We start from the raw sequence: 20,714 nt of genomic DNA on the forward strand, positions 1-20,714 counted from the left end.
TGAGTTCGGCAGCCCGTACTCGTCGTAGCCGATGATCTCGTCGGCGCTACGATTGTCGAGGACGGGTAGGGCGCTCCAGCGTCGCCGGCTAGCGGCGAGATCCTCCAGAAGTGCGGCCTTACGGGCGTCAGAGCCGATGCGGCGCAGCCGCTCCTCAAGTGCACGCCTGGTAGCAATTGTGATCGTCTCGCCAGTGCGCTCGGCGAGGGTGCGGGCGAGCTGTTCGGTCTCGGGGTCTTTGATGCTCAGTGCCATTGGAGGTTCCAAGGTACCGAGTTGTCGATATTCTGCCAATATAGCGCATCCACAGGGCGCAGCATGGTCAGTGAAGGCGAGGCGACACAAGGCAGGCTGGCGGGCGAATCCGTTCAGACACATCCAATGTAGATGCAACGGGCTCTGAAGACACCTTAAGCGGCGGCTACGTGCGCCGAATTAGACCCGATATAGTTGCGGATCGTCTCGATGATCCGGTCCTGGTCCGCCTCGCTCAGATAAGGATGCATCGGCAGGCACAGGATGCGCTGCGGCAGCTCCTCCGAAACGGCAAGACCCGTCGGCGTGCGCGGATAGCCGCGGTAGGCGATCTGGCTATGCAGGGGTTTCACATAATAGATGACCGAGGGAATGCCCTTTTCCCCGAGATGCACCTTCAGCCCGTCGCGCTTCGGCGTCTCGATGGCATATTGCGCCCACGCTGAACGGCCGCCATCCAGGTTGCGCGCCACCTTGACGATGTCGCCGAGGCCTTCGGCGTAACGATTGGCGACCGCTTGCCGGGCAGCCATCTCGTCTTCGAGAATGGCCAGCTTCTCGATCAGGATCGCCGCCTGCAACGTGTCGAGCCGCGAATTGATGCCGACGCGGACGTTGTCGTACTGGGTTTCGCCCTTGCCGTGGAAGGCGAACGAGCGGAGCTGTTCGGCCAGCGCATCGTCATTGGTGAACATCGCACCGCCATCGCCATAACAGCCGAGCGGTTTTGCCGGGTAGAAGCTGGTCGAGCCGACCGCACCGAACGAACCGCACATCTTGCCGTCGATCGAGCCGCCGATCGCCTGCGCGGCATCCTCGATCACCATAAGCCCTTCGCGGTTGGCGATCGCCATGATCGCCTCGTAGTCGGCTGCGAGCCCGAACAGGTCGACCGGAATGATCGCCCTTGGCTTCAGCCGGCCTTCCGCCTTGATCATGGCGATGGCCGCCTCGAGGCTGGCGACATCGATATTGTAGGTATTGGGATCGACGTCGACGAAAACCGGCTCGGCCTTGGCCAGCGCCACCACTTCCGCAGTGGCGGCGAAGGTGAAGCTTGGCACGAACACCGCGTCACCCGGGCCGATGCCGGCCGCAAACAATGGCAGCAGCAGCGCATCGGTGCCGTTGGCGCAGGCGACGACATGTTTGGTGCCGACATAGGCCGCGAGCTTGCTTTCGAATTCGGTAACCTCAGGTCCCAGAATATAGCGTCCCTCGTCGACGACGCGGTCGATGGCTGCCTTCAGCCTGTCGCGGATTCGTTCGCGCTGCGCGCCAAGATCGATGAACTGCATGTCGGCCTCAAAAGGTCCTAGCCAGATAACCGGCCGCTGGTAGCAGACTTGGCGCGGCCGAGAAACCCGCGCGGTTAAAACCGCGAATTGCTCAAGTGTCGCAGTCTGTTACCTCTGATTTTCGACGTATCCTTGAAGATGCCGGAAATCCGGGCTTCGTCGGGCATTATACGCTCTTCATATCGCATCGCGCCCGGCCGGCGAAACATAAAGTGATCGGCATGCGGGGCGCATCGTCGTCCAATCAGGCGATTTCATGCCGCCAGGGCGGATTAGCGCCGGCCCGCGACACGGTCACCGCCGCAGCCTTGGCGCCGAGCGCCAGCGCCTTGTGGATGGCGTCTTCCGGCAGATCGGCGATCGCCTCCTTCGACAGCAGGCCCTGCTCGTGCAGCGAGGCCAGGATGCCGGCGTTGAACGTGTCTCCGGCGCCGACCGTATCGACCACCTTGACCTTGTCCGGCACGACCGTGACCTTGTGGCCCTTGCTGTAGCCGGTGGCGCCTTCGCTGCCATGGGTGACGACGATCAGCGTCGGGCCGCGATCCAGCCAGTTGCGAACGACGTCCTCGTGCGAGCCGGCTTCGTCGAACCAGTTGAGGTCCTCGTCCGACAGCTTCACGATGTCGGCCATGGCCATCATGGAGCGGATGCGCCTGAGGTGCCTGGCCTTGTCCGGGATGAAATTCGGCCGGATGTTGGGGTCGAGCATCATGACGCGACGGCTGTGCTCGCGCCGCATGAATTCCTCATAGGCCGATCCGGCCGGCTCCGAGATCAGGCTTATGGCGCCGAAAAGCATGGCTTCGATCTCGCTGCCGAGCTCCGGCAGGTCTTCAATGGTCAGCATGCGACCAGCCGTGTTCTCGTCGTAAAAAGTGTAGGTCGCCTGGCCGTTGGTGAGCCGCACGAAGGCGAGCGTGGTCGGAAGGGGCGATGTATGCGCATATGTGGAGCTGACCTTGCTTGCCCCCAGCGCTTCCCGGAGCTGACCGCCGAACAGATCCGACGACAGGCCGGAAAAGAAACCGGCGGGCGCTCCCAGCCGGCCAAGTGCGATTGCCGTGTTGAACACCGCGCCGCCGACATAGGGGGCAAAGGCCGGCTCGCCCTCCGTCGTGGTGCGCGGCAGCATGTCGATCAGGGCTTCGCCGCAACAGAGGATCATGATTTCCTGTTCTCCGGCGGATAGATTACATCCTTGCGGATGATGATGTTGGCGTAGAGCCGCGGCTCGCCTGTCGCGACGATCGCGTGCGAAAACCTGACCTCTAGATAGAAGTCGGCGCCGGCAAGCGCAACCACCTTGCGGCCTGGCGCGCGCTTCGCGCAGATCGCATCCATCTCGTGATGAGCGGGATCGGCAAGCAAGGAATCACCTTTGAACGGAGGCGCGAAACAGCGCTTCCGGCACTGCGTCATCGACAGGCAATGTGCTGACGTCGAGCATCGGAACAAGGTGACGGCCGTCGGCGCGGATGAGCCGGGTTGCCTGCTCCTCAGCCGGACGGTTCGCGTCAACAAAAGCGATCTCGTCGCTATGGCCCAGGGCACGCAGCGTCGCCAGCAGATACGAAGCGAGCAGGGCTGGGATTCCGATCAGCATTCAGGTGCTCCTGGAAATCATGGTCGAACCGATGAGGAAGCGCTCGGAAAGCGGCAGGCTGGCGCCGCCCAGGGCACGTGCATGAATGCCAACAGTCCCCTCGCGAACGGCTGGGAGCTTCAAGCCTTCGCCGTCGATCTTGCCTATCGCTTCGATAACGGCATTGACGAGCCGGCGTCGCACGGCCTTCGGCATCCATCCGTCGATCACCGCTGCCTCGAAATCGATTACCGAGCACGCCGCCACGATGGCATAGGCGAGCGCCTGTGCGGCGCAGGCGATCCAGTCGTCGAGCTCGACGCCGATCTCGCCCCAATCCTCCGGTGACGTCCACAGATGCGAGGCCTCGACGCCGCGCGCGTTGAGCGCCTTTTCCAGCATGGCGATCGATGCCACGTCGATCAATTGGGTCGGCTTGCCATCCGGTCCGGGCACCGGCATCGAACCCAGCGCGCCGGCATTGCCGGTCGGCCCCCCGAAAAGGTGACCGTTCAGCACGATGCCGCCGCCGGCGAAGGCACCGATATAGAAATAGACGAAGTCGCGCGCCGCGCCCGCCTTGCCGAACACCAGTTCGGCGCCGCAGGCCGAGGTGGCGTCGTTCTGCAGGTAGACCGGGAACTCGCACTGCGCCTGGATGTCGGCGCGGATGTCGCGGTGGCGCCATTCGTCCATGAAGTCGCGCGGCGCACCGGCCGTATCGGCCCAGTTCCACAATTCGAACGGCATGGCGATGCCAAGTCCTGCAATGCGCTTATCCTGCGCCGGGGTGAGTTCGCCGCGCATCGTCTTCATGCCGGAGGTGACGAATTCGACCGTCTCGCGCGGCGCCGGATAGCGGTAGGAATGCTGCAGCATGGAGCGCACGTTGCCGAGGAAATCGATCAGCACGAGTTCGGCGCTGCGACGGCCGATCTTCAGGCCGATGAAATAGGCGCCATCGGGATTGAGCGCCATCGGAATGGAAGGTTGGCCGATCTTGCCGCGCAACGGCGCCTGGCGGACCAGGAGGTTGTCCACCTCGAGCTCGCGCATGATGACGGAAACCGTCTGGGCCGAAAGTCCGGTCATGCGCGCAATGTCGGACTTGGCCAGGCTGCCGTGCTGACGCACGAGCGACAGCACCAGCCGCTCATTGTGGTCGCGCATGCCGCTCTGGTTGGTGCCGCGATGAATTCGGCTTTCGGCTGCCTCGGGCGAACCGTGCCTTGTAATGCCGGTCTCCACCCCTGTTCCTCCCGTCGGTTTCCCCTCAATGCTTTTGGGCCAGAATGGGTGAACGATGCGACGCTGTCAATAATAAATAAGAGTGATTTAATTATTGACAGCGACCTCGCTCTGGTATTGTGTTGGGGCAGGCGTCCACGCTGGGAAAATCGTCCGGATGCCGAAATGGATCCACTGGGAGGAAAATCGTGACCAAGACAGCACTACTGAAGTCCACCGTTCTTGCGGCGGCGGGACTGGGTCTGATGGCGTTCACTTCGGCTACGTCCGCCGCCGAAGTCGGCGCCTGCCTGATCACCAAGACCGACACCAACCCCTTCTTTGTCAAGATGAAGGAAGGCGCCTCGGCGAAGGCCAAGGAACTTGGCGTTGACCTCAAGGCTTACGCCGGCAAGATCGACGGCGACAGCGAGAGCCAGGTGGCAGCGATCGAAAGCTGCATCGCCGATGGCGCCAAGGGCATCCTGATCACCGCATCGGACACCAAGGGCATTGTGCCTGCGGTGAAGAAGGCACGTGACGCCGGTCTGCTCGTGATTGCGCTGGACACGCCGCTCGATCCGCTTGACGCTGCCGACGCGACCTTCGCGACGGACAATCTCGAGGCCGGCAAGCTGATCGGCGCGTGGGCCGCCGCGACGCTCGGCGACAAGGCGAAGGATGCCAAGATCGGCTTCCTCGACCTGACGCCCTCGCAACCGACGGTGGACGTGCTGCGCGACCAGGGCTTCATGATGGGCTATGGCATCGACGTGAAGGATCCCAACAAGATCGGCGACGAAGATGACCCGCGCATCGTTGGCCACGACGTCACCAACGGCAACGAGGAAGGCGGCCGCAAGGCGATGGAGAACCTTCTCCAGAAGGACCCCGGCATCAATGTCATCCATACCATCAACGAGCCGGCTGCCGTCGGCGCCTACCAGGCGCTCAAGGCAGTGGGCCTCGAAGGTAACGTGTTGATCGTGTCGGTTGACGGCGGCTGCCCCGGCGTAAAATCGGTCGCCGAAGGCGTGATCGGCGCGACCTCACAGCAATATCCGCTTCAGATGGCGGCACTCGGCATCGAGGCGATTGCCGCTTTCGCCAAGGACGGGACGAAGCCCAAGCCGACCGAAGGCAAGGATTTCTTCGACACGGGGGTCAACCTCGTGACCGACAAGCCAGCGGATGGCGTGAAGTCCATCGACACCAAAGAGGGCCTCGCCAAGTGCTGGGGCTAATGCCGGTCTGACAGGCAACGGAACCGATCGGCCGGGGCTTGATCCCCGGTCGCTTCGGGTGGACGATACGCAATCGCAAGCGCGAACAATTCCGACGGCAGATCGGGAATGGTGAACGGGCGTCGGCGTAGCTGAAGCCCAACCGGAGGAAACATGAGCCAGGTTCAGGAATTCGAGAAAGCTCTCTCGAGCAGCGACGCAAGCGTCGCTGCTTTTGACGAGCACGGTACGTCGGTCGTCAAGCGCATCCAGCATTTCTTGCATTCCACTCCCGCTGCGGTGCCGCTGATCGTGCTGGTTCTGGCGATCGCTGTTTTCGGGATCACGATCGGGGGGCGGTTCTTTTCGTCCTACACGCTGACGCTGATCCTGCAGCAGATCGCCATCGTCGGTATTCTGGGAGCCGCGCAGACGCTGGTCATCCTTACAGCCGGCATCGACCTGTCAATCGGCGTGATCATGGTGATCTCGGCCGTGATCATGGGCAATTGCGCGGTCACCTATGGTCTGCCGACCTTGCTTGCCGTGTTGATCGGGCTTGCCGCCGGCGGGGCCTGCGGGCTGCTCAATGGGCTCCTGGTCGCCTACATGAAGCTGCCGCCCTTCATCGTCACGCTCGGCACCTGGAACATCGTCATGGCCACCAACTTCATCTATTCGGCCAATGAGACGATCCGCGACGCCGACGTCGACGTTCAGGCGCCGCTGCTGCATCTGTTTGGCCTGAACTTCAAGGTCGGCACCGCGGTGCTGACGCTCGGCGTAATTGCCATGGTCGTGCTGGTGCTGATCTTGTGGTACGTGCTCAATCACACGGCATGGGGCCGCCATGTCTACGCCGTCGGCGACGATCCGGAGGCGGCGAAGCTGTCGGGCATCCAGACCAAGAAGGTGCTGATCTCGGTCTACACCCTTGCCGGGCTGATCGCCGCCTTCGCCGCCTGGGTTTCGATCGGCCGCAACGGCTCGATCTCGCCATCCGCCGCCGTCACCGACTACAATTTGCAGGCGATCACCGCCACGGTGATCGGCGGCATTTCCCTCTTCGGCGGACGCGGCTCTATTCTGGGCACGCTGTTCGGCGCGATGATCGTCGGCGTCGTCTCAATGGGTCTCAACATGATGGGCGCCGATCCGCAATGGAAAGTGCTGCTCACCGGTGTGCTGATCATCGGCGCCGTGGCGATCGACCAGTGGATCAGAAAGGTTTCGGTGTAACCATGACCCAGGAGCCCATCCTCACCGCGCGCGGCCTCCTCAAGCGCTACGGCCGCGTCACAGCACTGAACCACTGCGATTTCGATCTCTATCCAGGAGAAATCCTGGCCGTGATCGGCGACAATGGCGCAGGCAAGTCGACACTGATCAAGGCAATCTCGGGCGCCGTGATCCCGGACGAGGGGATCATCGAGTTGGACGGAAAGCAGGTGCTCTTCAAGTCGCCCATCGAGGCTCGCGAAGCCGGCATCGAAACCGTCTACCAGAACCTGGCGCTGTCGCCGGCGCTGTCGATCGCCGACAACATGTTCCTGGGTCGCGAAATCCGCAAACCAGGTTTTCTGGGCGACTGGCTGCGCATGCTCGACCGGCCGGCAATGGAAAAGCGCGCCCGCGACAAGCTCACCGAACTTGGCCTGATGACCATTCAGAACATCGGCCAGGCTGTGGAAACGCTCTCGGGCGGCCAACGCCAGGGCGTGGCGGTGGCGCGCGCCGCCGCCTTCGGCTCGAAGATGGTCATTATGGATGAGCCGACGGCGGCGTTAGGCGTCAAGGAGAGCCGCCGCGTGCTCGAACTGATCCTCGACGTCAAGAAGCGCGGTCTGCCGATCGTACTGATCTCGCACAACATGCCGCATGTCTTCGAGGTGGCCGACCGCATCCACATCCATCGGCTGGGTCGTCGCCTCTGTGTCATCGATCCCAAGCAATATACGATGTCCGACGCCGTCGCCTTCATGACCGGGGCGAAGCTTCCGCCGGAAGCGGCGCTGGCAGCCTAATGCATGTCGCCCGAAAGCGCGTAGCGGTTTTGGGACAACGACATACACAACAACTGAGAACTTAAAGTGCGTCGCGGATGCCGCCCGAACGCGACGTGCTTCTAAGTTGTTAAATTGCCGCAGGACAAGCCGCCCTGGGGTCATCTGGATCGATTGAGCGTATTGCGATATGCGCTAGCATGGGCTGGGAGGAATGGTGAAAGCCGGTATGATCATGGCAACCGCACGAGAGGCGACATGACAAGCACGATGACATCCGAAGCTCCCATTCTCGAAAATTCCGATCCCAAGGCGCTTGCCGATGAGGTCTTGAAAGCCCTCAAATACAGGCTTGGCAAAGACACCACCGTTGCCACGCAGTACGACTGGCTCACAGCCTCGATCAAGGTGGTGCGCGACCGCGTCGTCGATCACTGGATGCAGGCGACGAAAGAGGCCTACGCCCAGCAGGAAAAGCGCGTCTACTATCTGTCTCTCGAATTCCTCATCGGCCGCCTGATGCGCGATGCCGTCTCCAATCTGGGCCTGATGGACAACATGCGCGAGGCGCTGTCGTCACTTGGCGTCGACCTCGACCTCATCGCCGCGCTCGAACCGGATGCGGCCCTTGGCAATGGCGGTCTCGGCCGTCTCGCCGCCTGCTTCATGGAAAGCATGGCGACCGTCGATATCCCTGCGCATGGCTACGGCATTCGCTACGCCAACGGCATGTTCCGGCAGGAGATCCATGGCGGCTGGCAGGTGGAACTGCCCGAGACCTGGCTCGATCACGGCAACCCCTGGGAGTTCGAGCGGCGCGAACGCTCCTTCGAGGTCGGCTTCGGCGGCGCGGTGGAATCGATCACCTCGAAGGACGGCCGGCTCGAGCGCCACGTCTGGAAGCCGACCGAACATGTCCTGGCTGTCGCCTATGATACGCCGGTGGCCGGCTGGCGGGCCAAGCGCGTCAACACGCTGCGCCTCTGGTCCGGCATGCCGATCGATCCGATCCTGCTCGATAAATTCAACGCCGGCGACCACATCGGCGCGCTCGCCGAAAGCAACAAGGCCGATGCCTTGTCGCGCGTCCTTTACCCCGCCGATTCCCACATGGCCGGGCAGGAACTGCGGCTCAGGCAGGAATATTTCTTCTCCACCGCATCGCTGCAGGATATCGTCCAGCGTCATCTCAGCCAGTACGGCGACCTGCAGTCGCTGCCCGACAAGGCGGCGATCCATCTGAATGACACCCACCCGGCCATCGCGGTGGCTGAGCTGATGCGCCTGTTGATGGATGTCCACGGCATGGATTTCGACCAGGCCTGGAGCATCACCAAGCGCACCTTCGGCTACACCAACCACACGCTGCTTCCCGAAGCGCTCGAAAGCTGGTCGGTGCCGCTGTTCGAGCGGCTGTTGCCGCGCCATATGCAGATCGTCTACGCCATCAACGCCGAAGTGCTGCTGGAGGCGCGCGCCTCCGACCAGTTTTCGGACGAGCAGATCAGCCACATCTCGCTGATCCAGGAAAACGGCGACCGCCGGGTGCGCATGGGCAATCTGGCCTTTGTCGGCTCACACTCGATCAACGGCGTCTCGGCCCTGCACACCGAGCTGATGAAGGAGACGGTGTTTGCCGATCTCCACAAGCTCTACCCCGACCGCATCAACAACAAGACCAACGGCATCACGCCGCGGCGCTGGCTGATCCAGTGCAATCCCGGTCTCACCGCGCTCGCCCGCGAGGCGATCGGCGACGGCTTCCTCGACGACATCGAGGCGATCAAGGAGCTCGATGCCTTTGCCGACGACGCCGCCTTCCGCGATAGGTTCGCGGTCGTCAAGCGGGCGAACAAGGTCAGGCTTGCCAATCTCGCCGCCGACCGCCTCGGCATCAAGATCGATCCCTCGGCGCTGTTCGACATCCAGATCAAGCGCATCCATGAATACAAGCGCCAGCTCCTGAACATCCTCGAGGCGGTCGCGCTCTACGATCAGATCCGCTCTCATCCCGAGCGCGACTGGATGCCCCGCGTCAAGTTCTTTGGCGGCAAGGCGGCGCCCAGCTATCACAACGCCAAGCTGATCATCAAACTCGCCAACGACGTCGCCAAGGTCATCAACCGCGACCCGGCGGTGCGCGGCTTGCTCAAAGTGGTGTTCGTGCCGAACTACAATGTCAGCCTGGCCGAGATCATGATGCCGGCCGCCGACCTTTCGGAGCAGATATCGACCGCCGGCATGGAAGCCTCCGGCACCGGCAACATGAAGTTCGCGCTGAACGGTGCGCTGACCATCGGCACGCTCGACGGCGCCAATGTCGAGATCAAGGAATGCGTCGGCGACGACAACATCTTCATCTTCGGCCTGACCACCGCTGAGGTCGCCGAGCGGCGCTCCAACGGCTACAATCCGCGGTCCGTGATCGAAGCCTCTTCCGAACTGGCGCAGGCAGTGGCTGCCGTTTCGTCGGGCGTCTTTTCGCCTGACGACCCGGAACGCTATCGCGAACTGATGAACGGTCTCTATCAGAGCGACTGGTTCATGGTCGCCGCGGATTTCGACGCCTACGCCGCCACCCAGCGCGACGTGGACGCCGTTTGGCGCAACAGCCCCGATTGGTATGCCAGGGCAATCCACAATGTCGCCCGCGTCGGCTGGTTCTCGTCCGATCGCACGATCCGCCAATATGCGAAAGAAATCTGGAACGTACCCGTCTGATATGATTGCATGAGGCCACGCACAACGTGGTCCGGATGCCCCCGGGGAGGGTCACTGCCTGATGAGGAAGCCGCACGCGACCGCTGCGACAAGCGGGCCGGATGGACTGGCGTCAGCCGGCGATGTCGCGGCGATTGTCGCCGGTACGCATGGCGACCCGTTTGCTGTCCTCGGCGTGCATGAGGCGGACAAGGGTTTCGTTGCGCGCTGCTTCGTCCCTCACGCCGAATTCGTCACTGCCTATACGCTGACCGGCAAGAAAGCGGGCGAACTCTCCAGGCGCGACGAAGGCGGCTTCTTCGAGGGCAGGATCTCGATCAGAAAGCGCCAGCCGCTGCGCTATCATGCGCGCAATGCCGGCGGCGACTGGTGGCTGACCGATCCCTATTCGTTCGGTCCGGTGCTCGGTCCGCTGGACGACTATTACATCGCCGAGGGTTCGCATCTCAGGCTGTTCGACAAGCTCGGTGCGCATCTCATCGATCACGAGGGTGCGTCGGGCGTGCATTTCGCCGTCTGGGCGCCGAATGCAAGGCGCGTTTCGGTGGTCGGCGACTTCAACGAATGGGATGGCCGCAGGCATACGATGCGCGTCCGCCGCGACACCGGCATCTGGGAGTTGTTCATTCCCGACATCGGCGCCGGCCGGCCCTACAAATACGAGATCATCGGGCCCGATGGCGTGAGGCTGCCGCTGAAGGCCGATCCCTTCGCCTTCAAGTCCGAACTGCGCCCGGCCACCGCGTCAGTGACGGCGCTCCCGCCGGCGCATGAATGGGGCGACGAGGCGCACCGCAATTTCTGGCGCAACGCCGACCCCAGGCGCGAGGCGGTGTCGATCTATGAGGTCCATGCCGGCTCCTGGCAACTTCACGACGACGGCAGCTTCCTGTCATGGGATGAACTCGCCGGCCGGCTGATCCCTTACGTCGTCGATACGGGCTTTACCCATATCGAATTCATGCCGATATCCGAACACCCCTATGATCCGTCCTGGGGCTACCAGACGACAGGCCTCTACGCGCCGTCGGCCCGCTTCGGCGATCCGGACGGTTTTGCCCGGTTCGTCGACGGCGCCCACCGCGCCGGCATCGGTGTCATCCTCGACTGGGTGCCGGCGCATTTCCCGGTGGACGCGCATGGCCTGGCCAATTTCGACGGCACAGCACTCTATGAGCATGCCGACCCGCGCAAGGGATTCCATCCCGACTGGAACACCGCGATCTACAATTTCGGCCGGCGCGAAGTGGTCTCGTTCCTAGTCAACAATGCGCTGTTTTGGGCCGAGAAATACCACGTCGATGGCTTGAGGGTCGATGCCGTCGCCTCGATGCTCTACCTCGATTATTCACGCAAGGCCGGCGAATGGATTCCCAACGAAAAGGGCGGGCGCGAGAACCTCGAGGCGGTCAGCTTCCTCCAGAGGATGAACAAAGAGGTCTATGGCCATCATCCGGGTGTGATGACGATCGCCGAGGAATCGACCTCATGGCCGAAGGTCTCGCAGCCGGTGCATGAGGGCGGACTGGGTTTTGGCTTCAAGTGGAACATGGGCTTCATGCACGACACGCTGGAGTACTTCTCCAAGGAGCCGATCTTTCGCAAGCATCACCACGGCGATATCACCTTCGGCCTGGTCTACGCCTTCAGTGAGAATTTCATGCTGCCGCTCTCGCATGACGAGGTCGTGCACGGCAAGGGGACGCTGCTTAGCAAGATGGCCGGCGACGACTGGCAGAAATTCGCGACGCTGCGCGCCTACTACGCCTTCATGTGGGGCTACCCCGGCAAGAAGCTGTTGTTCATGGGGCAGGAGTTCGCTCAGCGCCGCGAGTGGAGCGAGGCGCGCGCGCTCGACTGGAGCCTACTCGATTTCCGGCTCCACCGCGGTGTCTGGCAGACGGTGCGCGATCTCAATTATCTATACCGCTCGCGCCCGGCCCTGCATGCGCGCGACTGCGAGCCGGAGGGCTTTTCCTGGCTGATCGTCGACGACAGCGCGAACTCTGTCTTTGCCTGGCTGCGCAGCGCGCCGGGCGGAAACCCGATCGCCGTCATCTCCAATTTCACGCCCGTGCCGCGCGACAATTACCGCGTGCCGTTGCCGACGGCAGGAAGATGGCGCGAAATCATCAACACGGACGCCTCCGACTATGGCGGTTCCGGCAAGGGCAATGGCGGTGCCGTCGAGGCTCGTGCGGAAGGAAGAAGCATATCGGCGACGATGCTGCTGCCGCCGCTGTCGACGATCATGCTCGAATTTGCTCCGGACTGAGCGATGTCTCGCAGCGCGTAACTTGGGAGGATAAAAATGGCAGAGATAAAACGAACCCAACCTCTGGCACGCGATGCCATGGCCTATGTGCTCGCCGGCGGCCGTGGCAGCCGCCTCAGGGAATTGACAGACCGGCGCGCCAAGCCCGCGGTCTATTTCGGCGGTAAGACGCGCATCATCGATTTCGCGCTCTCCAATGCGCTCAATTCCGGCATCCGCCGTCTCGGCGTCGCCACCCAGTACAAGGCGCATTCGCTCATCCGCCACCTGCAGCGCGGCTGGAACTTCCTGCGGCCCGAGCGCAACGAGAGCTTCGACATCCTGCCGGCCAGCCAGCGCGTATCGGAAACCCAATGGTACGAAGGCACGGCCGATGCCGTGTACCAGAACATCGACATCATCGAGGCCTACGGCCCCGAATACATGGTCATCCTGGCCGGCGATCACGTCTACAAGATGGACTATGAGCTGATGCTTCGCCAGCACGTCGACGCCGGCGCCGATGTCACGGTCGGCTGCCTCGAAGTGCCGCGCATGGAGGCGACCGGCTTCGGCGTCATGCATGTGGACACCAAGGACACCATCATCTCTTTCATCGAAAAGCCCGCCGATCCGCCCGGCATTCCCGACAAGCCGGACTTTGCCCTGGCCTCGATGGGTATCTACGTGTTCAAGACCAAGTTCCTGATGGAGCAATTGCGCCGCGATGCCGCCGAACCCGGCTCAAGCCGCGACTTCGGCAAGGATATCATCCCCTATATCGTCGAGCACGGAAAGGCGATCGCGCATCGCTTTGCCAAATCTTGCGTGCGTTCGACCGCCGAGAACGAGGCCTATTGGCGCGATGTCGGAACGGTCGATGCCTATTGGGAAGCCAATATCGACCTGACCGATGTCACGCCGGAACTCGACCTCTACGACCGCGACTGGCCGATCTGGACCTATGCCGAGTTGAAGCCGCCGGCAAAATTCGTGCACGACGAGGATGGCCGTCGCGGCATGGCCATCTCTTCGCTGGTGTCGGGCGATTGCATCGTCTCCGGCGCTTCGCTGAAGCGAAGCCTGATCTTCACCGGCGCGCGCATCAATTCCTATTCGACGCTCGAGGAAGTCGTCATGCTGCCCGACTGCCATGTCGGCCGCAACGCAAGCCTGAAGCGCGTGGTGGTCGATCACGGCGTAAGGATACCGGAGGGGCTCGTGGTCGGCGAGGATCCGGATCTCGATGCCAAGCGCTTCCGCGTTTCCGAAAAGGGCATCTGCCTCGTCACGCAGGTCATGATCGATAAATTGGGGTTGTAGTGGATGCAGGTTCTGTCGGTCACGCCCGAAATATTCCCTCTGATCAAGACTGGCGGGCTTGCCGACGTGACCGGCGCGTTACCCATAGCAGTCGCCGGCAGGGGTGTGACGATGCGCACGCTCATCCCCGGCTATCCCCAGGTGATGGATGCCTTCAAGAAAAAGAAGGCTGTTCACCAATATCCGCTGCTGCAGGGCGGCAAGGCTTCAGTCCATGCCGTCCAGATCGCCGGGCTCGACCTGTTCGTGCTTGACGCACCGCATCTGTTCGATCGCCCCGGTGGTCCCTATGGCAATGCGACCGGCGCCGACTGGCCTGACAATTGGCGCCGTTTCGCGGCCTTGAGCCAGGCCGGCGGCGACATCGCCGGCGGCGCCATCTCAGGTTACCAGCCGGATATCGTCCATGCCCATGACTGGCAGTCGGCGATGACGCTGGCCTATATGCGCTACGGCAAGGCGGTCGGCACGCCGTCGATGATCACCGTCCACAACCTCGCCTTTCAGGGCCAGTTCGGCGCCGGCATCTTTGGCGAGCTTGGCTTGCCCGCGGCAGCCATGGCGCTCGACGGCGTCGAATATTATGGCGGCGTCGGTTTTCTCAAAGCCGGCCTGCAGGCCGCCTGGGCCATCACCACGGTCAGTCCAACCTATGCGCAGGAAATCCGCTCGCCGCAGTTCGGCATGGGCCTCGATGGGCTCGTCAATATGCGTTCCGTCGATCTCTACGGCATCGTCAACGGCATCGACACCGAAACATGGAACCCTGAAACCGACAAGCATCTGGTCTCCAACTATACGGCCAAGACATTGAAGGCGCGGCGCCCCAACCGGACCGCGGTCGAGGATCGCTTCAACCTCGACCGCGACGACAGTCCGATCGTCTGTGTCGTCAGCCGGCTCACCTGGCAAAAGGGCATGGATATACTGGCTGCCGTCGTCGACGGGATCGTTGCGAGGGGTGCACGCCTGGCGATCCTGGGATCCGGCGACGCCGGCCTCGAAGGTGCGCTGCTGGCCGCCGCCGCCCGCCATCGCGGTCGCATCGGCGTCGTCGTCGGTTACGACGAGGGGCTCTCCCACATCATGCAAGGCGGCTGCGACGCCATCGTCATCCCGTCGCGCTTCGAGCCTTGCGGGCTAACGCAACTCTACGGCCTGCGCTATGGCTGCGTGCCGGTTGTCGCCCGCACCGGCGGGCTTGCCGACACGGTCATCGACGCCAATGAAGCGGCCGTTTCGGCCGGTGTTGCGACAGGCTTCCAGTTCGCACCCGCCGATGCTGGCGCCTTCCTGCACGCGATCCGCCGGCTGGTGGAGGCGCACGCCAACCCCGCCGACTGGACGTCGATGCAGCGGCAAGGCATGAAGGCCGATGTGTCGTGGGACAAAAGCGCCGAAAAATACGTTGAACTCTATCGCTTGCTGCTTTCGAAAAGGGTTGCCTGAAGCATGATACGAACCGTCGCCACCAAACCCTATCTGGACCAGAAGCCCGGCACGTCCGGACTACGCAAGAAGGTGCCGGTGTTCCAGCAGGAGCACTACGCCGAGAACTTCATCCAGTCGATCTTCGATGCGCTGGACGGGTTCGAAGGCAAGACCCTGGTGATCGGCGGCGATGGCCGCTTCTACAACCGCGAAGTTATCCAGAAGGCCATCGCCATGGCGGCGGCAAACGGCTTCGGCAAGGTGATGGTCGGGCAGGGCGGCATCCTGTCGACGCCGGCAGCCTCGCACGTCATCCGTAAATACCAGACCTTCGGCGGCATCATCCTGTCGGCCAGCCACAATCCCGGCGGCCCGCACGAGGATTTCGGCATCAAATACAATGCCGGCAATGGTGGCCCGGCACCGGAAAAGCTGACCGACGCTATCTTTGAAAAGACCAAGAGCATATCGAGCTTCAAGATCGCCGATATCGGCACGGTCGACATCGACAGGATCGGCGTCGTCGAGGCGGGCGGCATGACGGTCGAGGTGATCGATCCGGTCAGCGACTATGCCGAATTGATGGAAAGCCTGTTCGATTTCGACGCCATCCGGGCCAATTTCAAATACGGCTTCCGCATGCGCTTCGACGCCATGCATGCGGTCACCGGTCCGTACGCCAAAGAGATCCTCGAGCGGCGGCTTGGCGCGCCCAACGGGACCTGCCGCAATTTCAAGCCGCTGCCGGATTTCGGCGGCCATCACCCCGACCCCAATCTGGTCCACGCAAAGCACCTCTATGACGAGATGATGGGACCGGATGCGCCGGACTTCGGCGCCGCTTCCGACGGCGACGGCGACCGCAACCTGATCATCGGCAAGGGCATTTTCGTCACCCCGTCGGATTCAGTGGCCATGCTCGCCGCCAACGCCCATCTGGCGCCCGGCTACAAGGCTGGCCTGAAAGGCATCGCCCGCTCGATGCCGACCAGCGGTGCGGCCGACCGCGTCGCCGAAAAGCTCGGCATCGGCATTTACGAAACGCCGACCGGCTGGAAATTCTTCGGCAATCTTCTCGACGCCGGCATGGCGACGATCTGCGGGGAGGAAAGTGCCGGGACCGGCTCCAGCCATGTCCGCGAAAAGGACGGGCTGTGGGCCGTGCTTTTGTGGCTCAATATCCTTGCGGTGCGCGGCGAAAGCGCCAAGCAGATCGTCACCGAGCATTGGGCCACCTATGGCCGCAATTACTACTCGCGCCACGACTACGAAGAGGTCGAAACCGAGCGCGCCAACGCGCTGGTCGGCGAATTGCGCGCCAAGCTTGGCTCGTTGCCCGGCACCAGCGTGCGCGGCATGAAGATCGCCAGTGCCGACGATTTCGCCTACCACGATCCGGTCGACGGTTCGATCGCCAAGAACCAAGGCATCAGGGTGCTGTTCGAGGGTGGATCGCGCGTCGTCTTCCGTCTCTCCGGCACCGGCACGTCGGGGGCGACGCTGCGCGTCTATATCGAGCGCTACGAGCCGGACAAGTCCAGGCACGATCTCGACACGCAACAGGCGCTTGCCGATCTGATTGCGGCAGCCGATGATATTGCCGGGATTCGCAGCCATACCGGCCGCGCCAAGCCGAGCGTCATCACCTGATGCCATCCAGACCATGATCCCGAACCGGAGGTCCGCGTTAGCGAAAAGTGGGAGCCGGTTTTCGGAAAAGTCCATGGTTAAACAGGAAGATAGAATACCGGCCGGCTATCGGCCGTATCGGCCGCGATTTGGCGGACTGGCCGAGCAAGGCGGCGTTCGTTTTGCCGCATGGTCGTCTGCCGCCAGCCGGCTCTGGGTCTCGATCTTCGATGAGCAGGGTAACAGGGAGGTCGACCGGCTCGAACTCATGCGGGAAGGCGAGGGCGTTCACGCGCTTTTCGTTGCCGGCCTCGCCGCCGGCACCCGATACGGGTTTCGCGCCGATGGCGACTATGCGCCCGAGCAAGGGCTCTGGTTCGATCCCGACAAGCTGTTGGTCGATCCCTATGCCGTCGAGATCGACAGGCCCTATGCCTATGACGACCGGCTCGCCGCTCGCCGGGGCGAGGCGACCGACACCGCCCCACTGCTGCCGAAGGCGATTGCCGCAGACTTGCCGAAGCCGGTCCCACTTGTCCCGCCCCTGTTTCAGCCGGGCGGCCTGATCTACGAAGTGCCGGTGCGCGCCTTCACCATGCTGCATCCGGACATCCCGAAGCGCCAGCGCGGGACGATTGCAGCCCTTGCCCATCCGGCCATCGTCGAGCACCTGAAAAAACTTGGGGTCGGCGCGGTTGAACTGATGCCGGTGACGGCATCGATCGATGAACGGCATCTGCCGCCGCTCGGGCTCCACAACGCCTGGGGCTACAACCCCGTGACCTTCATGGCGCCCGATCCGCGCCTCGCACCCGGCGGTCTCGCGGAATTGCGGCAGACGGTCGCCACGCTGCGTGAGGCCGGCATCGGCGTCGTCCTCGACCTTGTCTTCAACCACACCGGCGAAAGCGACAGGCTTGGACCAACGCTGTCGCTGCGCGGCCTCGACAGCCGTGCCTACTACCGGCATGCGCCGGACGGCAGGTTGATCAATGACACCGGCACCGGCAACACGGTCGGCTGCGATCATCCGGTCGTCCTGGAAATGGTCCTCGACACGCTTCGTCATTTTGTCTGCCACGCCGGCGTCGACGGTTTCCGTTTCGATCTGGCGCCCATTCTGGGTCGGGTCGAGGGCAGGTTCGACGCTGCGGCACCGTTGCTCAGGGCTATTCGGGACGATCCCGTCCTCGGCGACCGGGTGCTGATCGCCGAGCCGTGGGATATCGGCCCGGACGGCTATCAGCTTGGCAATTTTCCGCCGTCCTTCCTCGAATGGAACGACAAATACCGCGACGACGTCAGACGCTTCTGGCGTGGCGATCGCGGCATGATCGGCGCGCTGGCGACCCGGCTTGCCGGCTCGTCCGATGTGTTTGCCAAGGCCGGCCAGCGGACAAGCCGCACGGTCAATTTCATCGCCGCCCATGACGGCATGACGCTGGCCGATATCGCTGCCTACGAGCACAAGCACAACGAGGCCAATGGCGAGCAGAACCGAGACGGTCACGACGAGAACCTGTCGTGGAACAACGGCGTCGAGGGTGAAACCGGCGATGCGGCCATAGCCAAGGCCCGCTTCGGCGATCAGTGCGCACTGCTGGCCACCCTGTTTGCCTCGCGTGGAACGATCATGCTGAGCGCGGGCGACGAATTTGGCCGCACCCAGAAGGGCAACAACAACGCCTATGCGCAGGACAACGAGATCACGTGGCTCGACTGGAACGGGCGCGATCAGGCGCTGGAACAGTTCACGGTTTCGCTCGCCGCGATCCGTCGCGCGGCGCCGGCGCTTTCCGACACGCGCTTCCTGACCGGAGAGCCGCCCGCCGGCTCGGAAATATCGGACGTTGCCTGGCTGACCGAAACGGGCGAGCCGCTCGATGGAGCAGGCTGGCATCATCCGGAGCGGCATCGCCTCGTCATGGTGCTTGGCGGTTCCGGCGATGAGGATTGCCGTCTTGCGGTCGTCATCAACGGCGACCGCCGCAAATGCGTGTTCACGCTGCCGGACCGTGAGGGATTTCGCTGGGAAACACCGACCGGCGCTGCCGACCTATCACGGCCGGTGCTGGGGCGAACGGTCATTTTCATGATCGAACGCAGGGCCGGGCAAGCTTCACGCTGAGGAGAAACGCAATGGCTGATGGCAATGCCGAGTGGTGGCGCGGCTGCGTCATCTACCAGATCTACCCCAGGTCCTTCCAGGACACGACGGGGGACGGCGGCGGCGATCTGCGCGGCATTGCCTCAAGACTGGCTCATGTCGCGTCGCTTGGCGTCGACGCCGTCTGGTTGTCGCCCTTCTTCAAGTCACCGATGGCCGACATGGGCTACGACGTTTCCGATTACACAGCCGTCGATCCGATGTTCGGCACCTCAGAGGATTTCGACGCGGTGGTCGCCGAGGCGCATCGCCTCGGCCTGAAAATCATCATCGACCAGGTCCTGTCGCATTCTTCCGACCGCCACGAATGGTTCGTCGAAAGCCGCGCAAGCCACGACAACCCCAAGGCGGACTGGTATGTCTGGGCCGATCCGAGCCCGGACGGCACCGCGCCCAACAACTGGCTGTCGGTCTTCGGCGGCCCTGCCTGGGAGTGGGATGCGACCCGCAGGCAATATTATATGCACAATTTCCTCGCCTCGCAGCCGGACCTGAACTTTCACAATCCGGACGTTCAGGACGCCCTGCTGGAAACGGTGCGGTTCTGGCTGGAGCGCGGCGTCGACGGGTTCCGGCTGGATACGGTCAACTACTATGTCCATGACCGCTGGCTGCGCAGCAATCCGCCTCTGGCGACGAGCGTCGCCGGTACCAACACCGAAACCAATCCCTACCTCTTCCAGGAGCATCTGTTCGACAAGACACAGCCCGAAAACCTCGCCTTCCTCAGGCGGTTTAGGGCGTTGCTCGACGCGTATGAGGGCCGCGCTGCTGTCGGTGAGGTCGGTGACGAAACCCGTTCGTTGCAGACGCTCGCCGCCTACACCGCCGGCGGCGACAAGCTCGACATGTGCTACACTTTTGACCTGCTCGGTCCGCAATTCTCGGCAGCGCACGTGCGCGGATGCGTCGAAGCCTGTGAGAATGCAGTCTCCGACGGCTGGGTCTGCTGGGCGTTTTCCAACCACGACGTCGTCCGCCACCTGACGCGTTGGGCAAGGCCCGGCGGTGATCCACAGAGGATGGCGAAATTCTCGATCGCGCTGCTGTCGTGCCTGCGCGGGTCGATCTGCCTCTATCAGGGCGAGGAGCTTGGTCTGGAGGAGGCGGAATTGGCCTTCGAGGACCTGCGCGATCCCTACGGCATCCGCTTCTGGCCCGGATTCAAGGGCAGGGATGGGTGCCGTACGCCAATGGTCTGGGAAGCTGGCGCCGACAATGCCGGGTTTTCAACCGGCAAGCCGTGGCTTCCGGTCCCTCCAAGCCATCGCGCACGTGCGGTCGATGCCCAGAACGGCGAGGGAAAGTCGGTTCTAGCCAGCTACCGGGCGATGCTCGCTTTGCGCAAGCGGCATCCGGCACTGGTGCGAGGCTCGATCCACTTTCTCGATGCCGAGGGCGATGTGCTTGCCTTCATCCGCGATGGCGGCGATGAAAAGCTGCTCTGCGTCTTCAATTTCGCCGATGATCCTGCCATCTGGCCGTTGCCGCAGGATATCGGTGTCGCAGAGACGATCGATCTTGGCGCCGGTGGCGCCTTGCAGGACGACGCCTTGTCACTGCCGCCGCTAAGCTGCTTTCTCGGACGAGCCGGCTGA

At 62.9% G+C, this 20,714-nt stretch carries 13 protein-coding genes and 2 pseudogenes; 10 read left to right on the forward strand and 5 right to left on the reverse strand.

The window, feature by feature from the left end; translation table 11 throughout:
• Positions 1-3: 3 nt before the first annotated feature.
• The 5 genes and pseudogenes from E5X88_RS16755 to E5X88_RS16775 form a co-directional block, all read right to left on the reverse strand.
• Positions 4-255 (reverse strand): annotated as a pseudogene (locus tag E5X88_RS16755) (type II toxin-antitoxin system VapB family antitoxin); the annotation flags it as partial.
• Between the two features lie 155 nt (positions 256-410).
• The gene (locus E5X88_RS16760; RefSeq protein ID WP_292163180.1) at positions 411-1,553 is read right to left on the reverse strand and encodes a DegT/DnrJ/EryC1/StrS aminotransferase family protein; all 1,143 of its coding nucleotides are present in this window, start codon (positions 1,551-1,553) and stop codon (positions 411-413) included.
• Between the two features lie 244 nt (positions 1,554-1,797).
• Complete coding sequence (locus E5X88_RS16765; RefSeq protein ID WP_292163182.1) at positions 1,798-2,721, reverse strand: carbohydrate kinase; 924 nt, start codon at positions 2,719-2,721, stop codon at positions 1,798-1,800.
• A pseudogene (locus E5X88_RS16770) lies at positions 2,718-3,159 on the reverse strand (RbsD/FucU domain-containing protein). The gene E5X88_RS16765 and the pseudogene E5X88_RS16770 overlap by 4 nt, the downstream one beginning before the upstream one ends.
• Positions 3,160-4,386: an ROK family transcriptional regulator gene (locus E5X88_RS16775; RefSeq protein WP_292163185.1), complete on the reverse strand. Its 1,227-nt coding sequence runs from the start codon at positions 4,384-4,386 to the stop codon at positions 3,160-3,162.
• Positions 4,387-4,592: 206 nt separating this feature from the next.
• Here E5X88_RS16775 and E5X88_RS16780 point away from each other — a divergent pair, with 206 nt between their 5' ends.
• From E5X88_RS16780 to E5X88_RS16825, 10 genes are all read left to right on the forward strand, one after another.
• Positions 4,593-5,609: a sugar ABC transporter substrate-binding protein gene (locus E5X88_RS16780; RefSeq protein WP_292163305.1), complete on the forward strand. Its 1,017-nt coding sequence runs from the start codon at positions 4,593-4,595 to the stop codon at positions 5,607-5,609.
• Positions 5,610-5,762: 153 nt separating this feature from the next.
• Positions 5,763-6,827 (forward strand): ABC transporter permease, encoded by a 1,065-nt coding sequence (locus tag E5X88_RS16785; RefSeq protein ID WP_292163187.1) that lies wholly within the window; start codon positions 5,763-5,765, stop codon positions 6,825-6,827.
• 2 nt (positions 6,828-6,829) lie between these two features.
• Positions 6,830-7,612, forward strand: coding sequence for an ATP-binding cassette domain-containing protein (locus E5X88_RS16790; RefSeq protein ID WP_292163190.1), 783 nt, complete (start codon positions 6,830-6,832; stop codon positions 7,610-7,612).
• A 237-nt stretch (positions 7,613-7,849) separates the two neighbouring features.
• The gene (locus E5X88_RS16795; RefSeq protein ID WP_292163192.1) at positions 7,850-10,312 is read left to right on the forward strand and encodes a glycogen/starch/alpha-glucan phosphorylase; all 2,463 of its coding nucleotides are present in this window, start codon (positions 7,850-7,852) and stop codon (positions 10,310-10,312) included.
• A gap of 61 nt (positions 10,313-10,373) precedes the next feature.
• Positions 10,374-12,587 carry a 1,4-alpha-glucan branching protein GlgB gene (glgB, locus tag E5X88_RS16800; RefSeq protein ID WP_292163193.1) on the forward strand — a complete coding sequence of 738 codons (2,214 nt, stop codon included), beginning with the start codon at positions 10,374-10,376 and terminating at the stop codon, positions 12,585-12,587.
• A gap of 36 nt (positions 12,588-12,623) precedes the next feature.
• Positions 12,624-13,889 carry a glucose-1-phosphate adenylyltransferase gene (glgC, locus tag E5X88_RS16805; protein ID WP_292163196.1) on the forward strand — a complete coding sequence of 422 codons (1,266 nt, stop codon included), beginning with the start codon at positions 12,624-12,626 and terminating at the stop codon, positions 13,887-13,889.
• A 3-nt stretch (positions 13,890-13,892) separates the two neighbouring features.
• The gene (gene glgA, locus E5X88_RS16810; RefSeq protein ID WP_292163199.1) at positions 13,893-15,338 is read left to right on the forward strand and encodes a glycogen synthase GlgA; all 1,446 of its coding nucleotides are present in this window, start codon (positions 13,893-13,895) and stop codon (positions 15,336-15,338) included.
• A 3-nt stretch (positions 15,339-15,341) separates the two neighbouring features.
• Positions 15,342-16,970: an alpha-D-glucose phosphate-specific phosphoglucomutase gene (locus tag E5X88_RS16815; protein ID WP_292163202.1), complete on the forward strand. Its 1,629-nt coding sequence runs from the start codon at positions 15,342-15,344 to the stop codon at positions 16,968-16,970.
• A 73-nt stretch (positions 16,971-17,043) separates the two neighbouring features.
• Complete coding sequence (glgX, locus tag E5X88_RS16820; protein ID WP_292163204.1) at positions 17,044-19,077, forward strand: glycogen debranching protein GlgX; 2,034 nt, start codon at positions 17,044-17,046, stop codon at positions 19,075-19,077.
• Positions 19,078-19,088: 11 nt separating this feature from the next.
• The gene (locus tag E5X88_RS16825) at positions 19,089-20,714 is read left to right on the forward strand and encodes an alpha-glucosidase family protein (RefSeq protein ID WP_292163207.1); all 1,626 of its coding nucleotides are present in this window, start codon (positions 19,089-19,091) and stop codon (positions 20,712-20,714) included.

The sequence above is a fragment of the Mesorhizobium sp. genome (assembly GCF_004962245.1).
GTDB lineage: Bacteria > Pseudomonadota > Alphaproteobacteria > Rhizobiales > Rhizobiaceae > Mesorhizobium.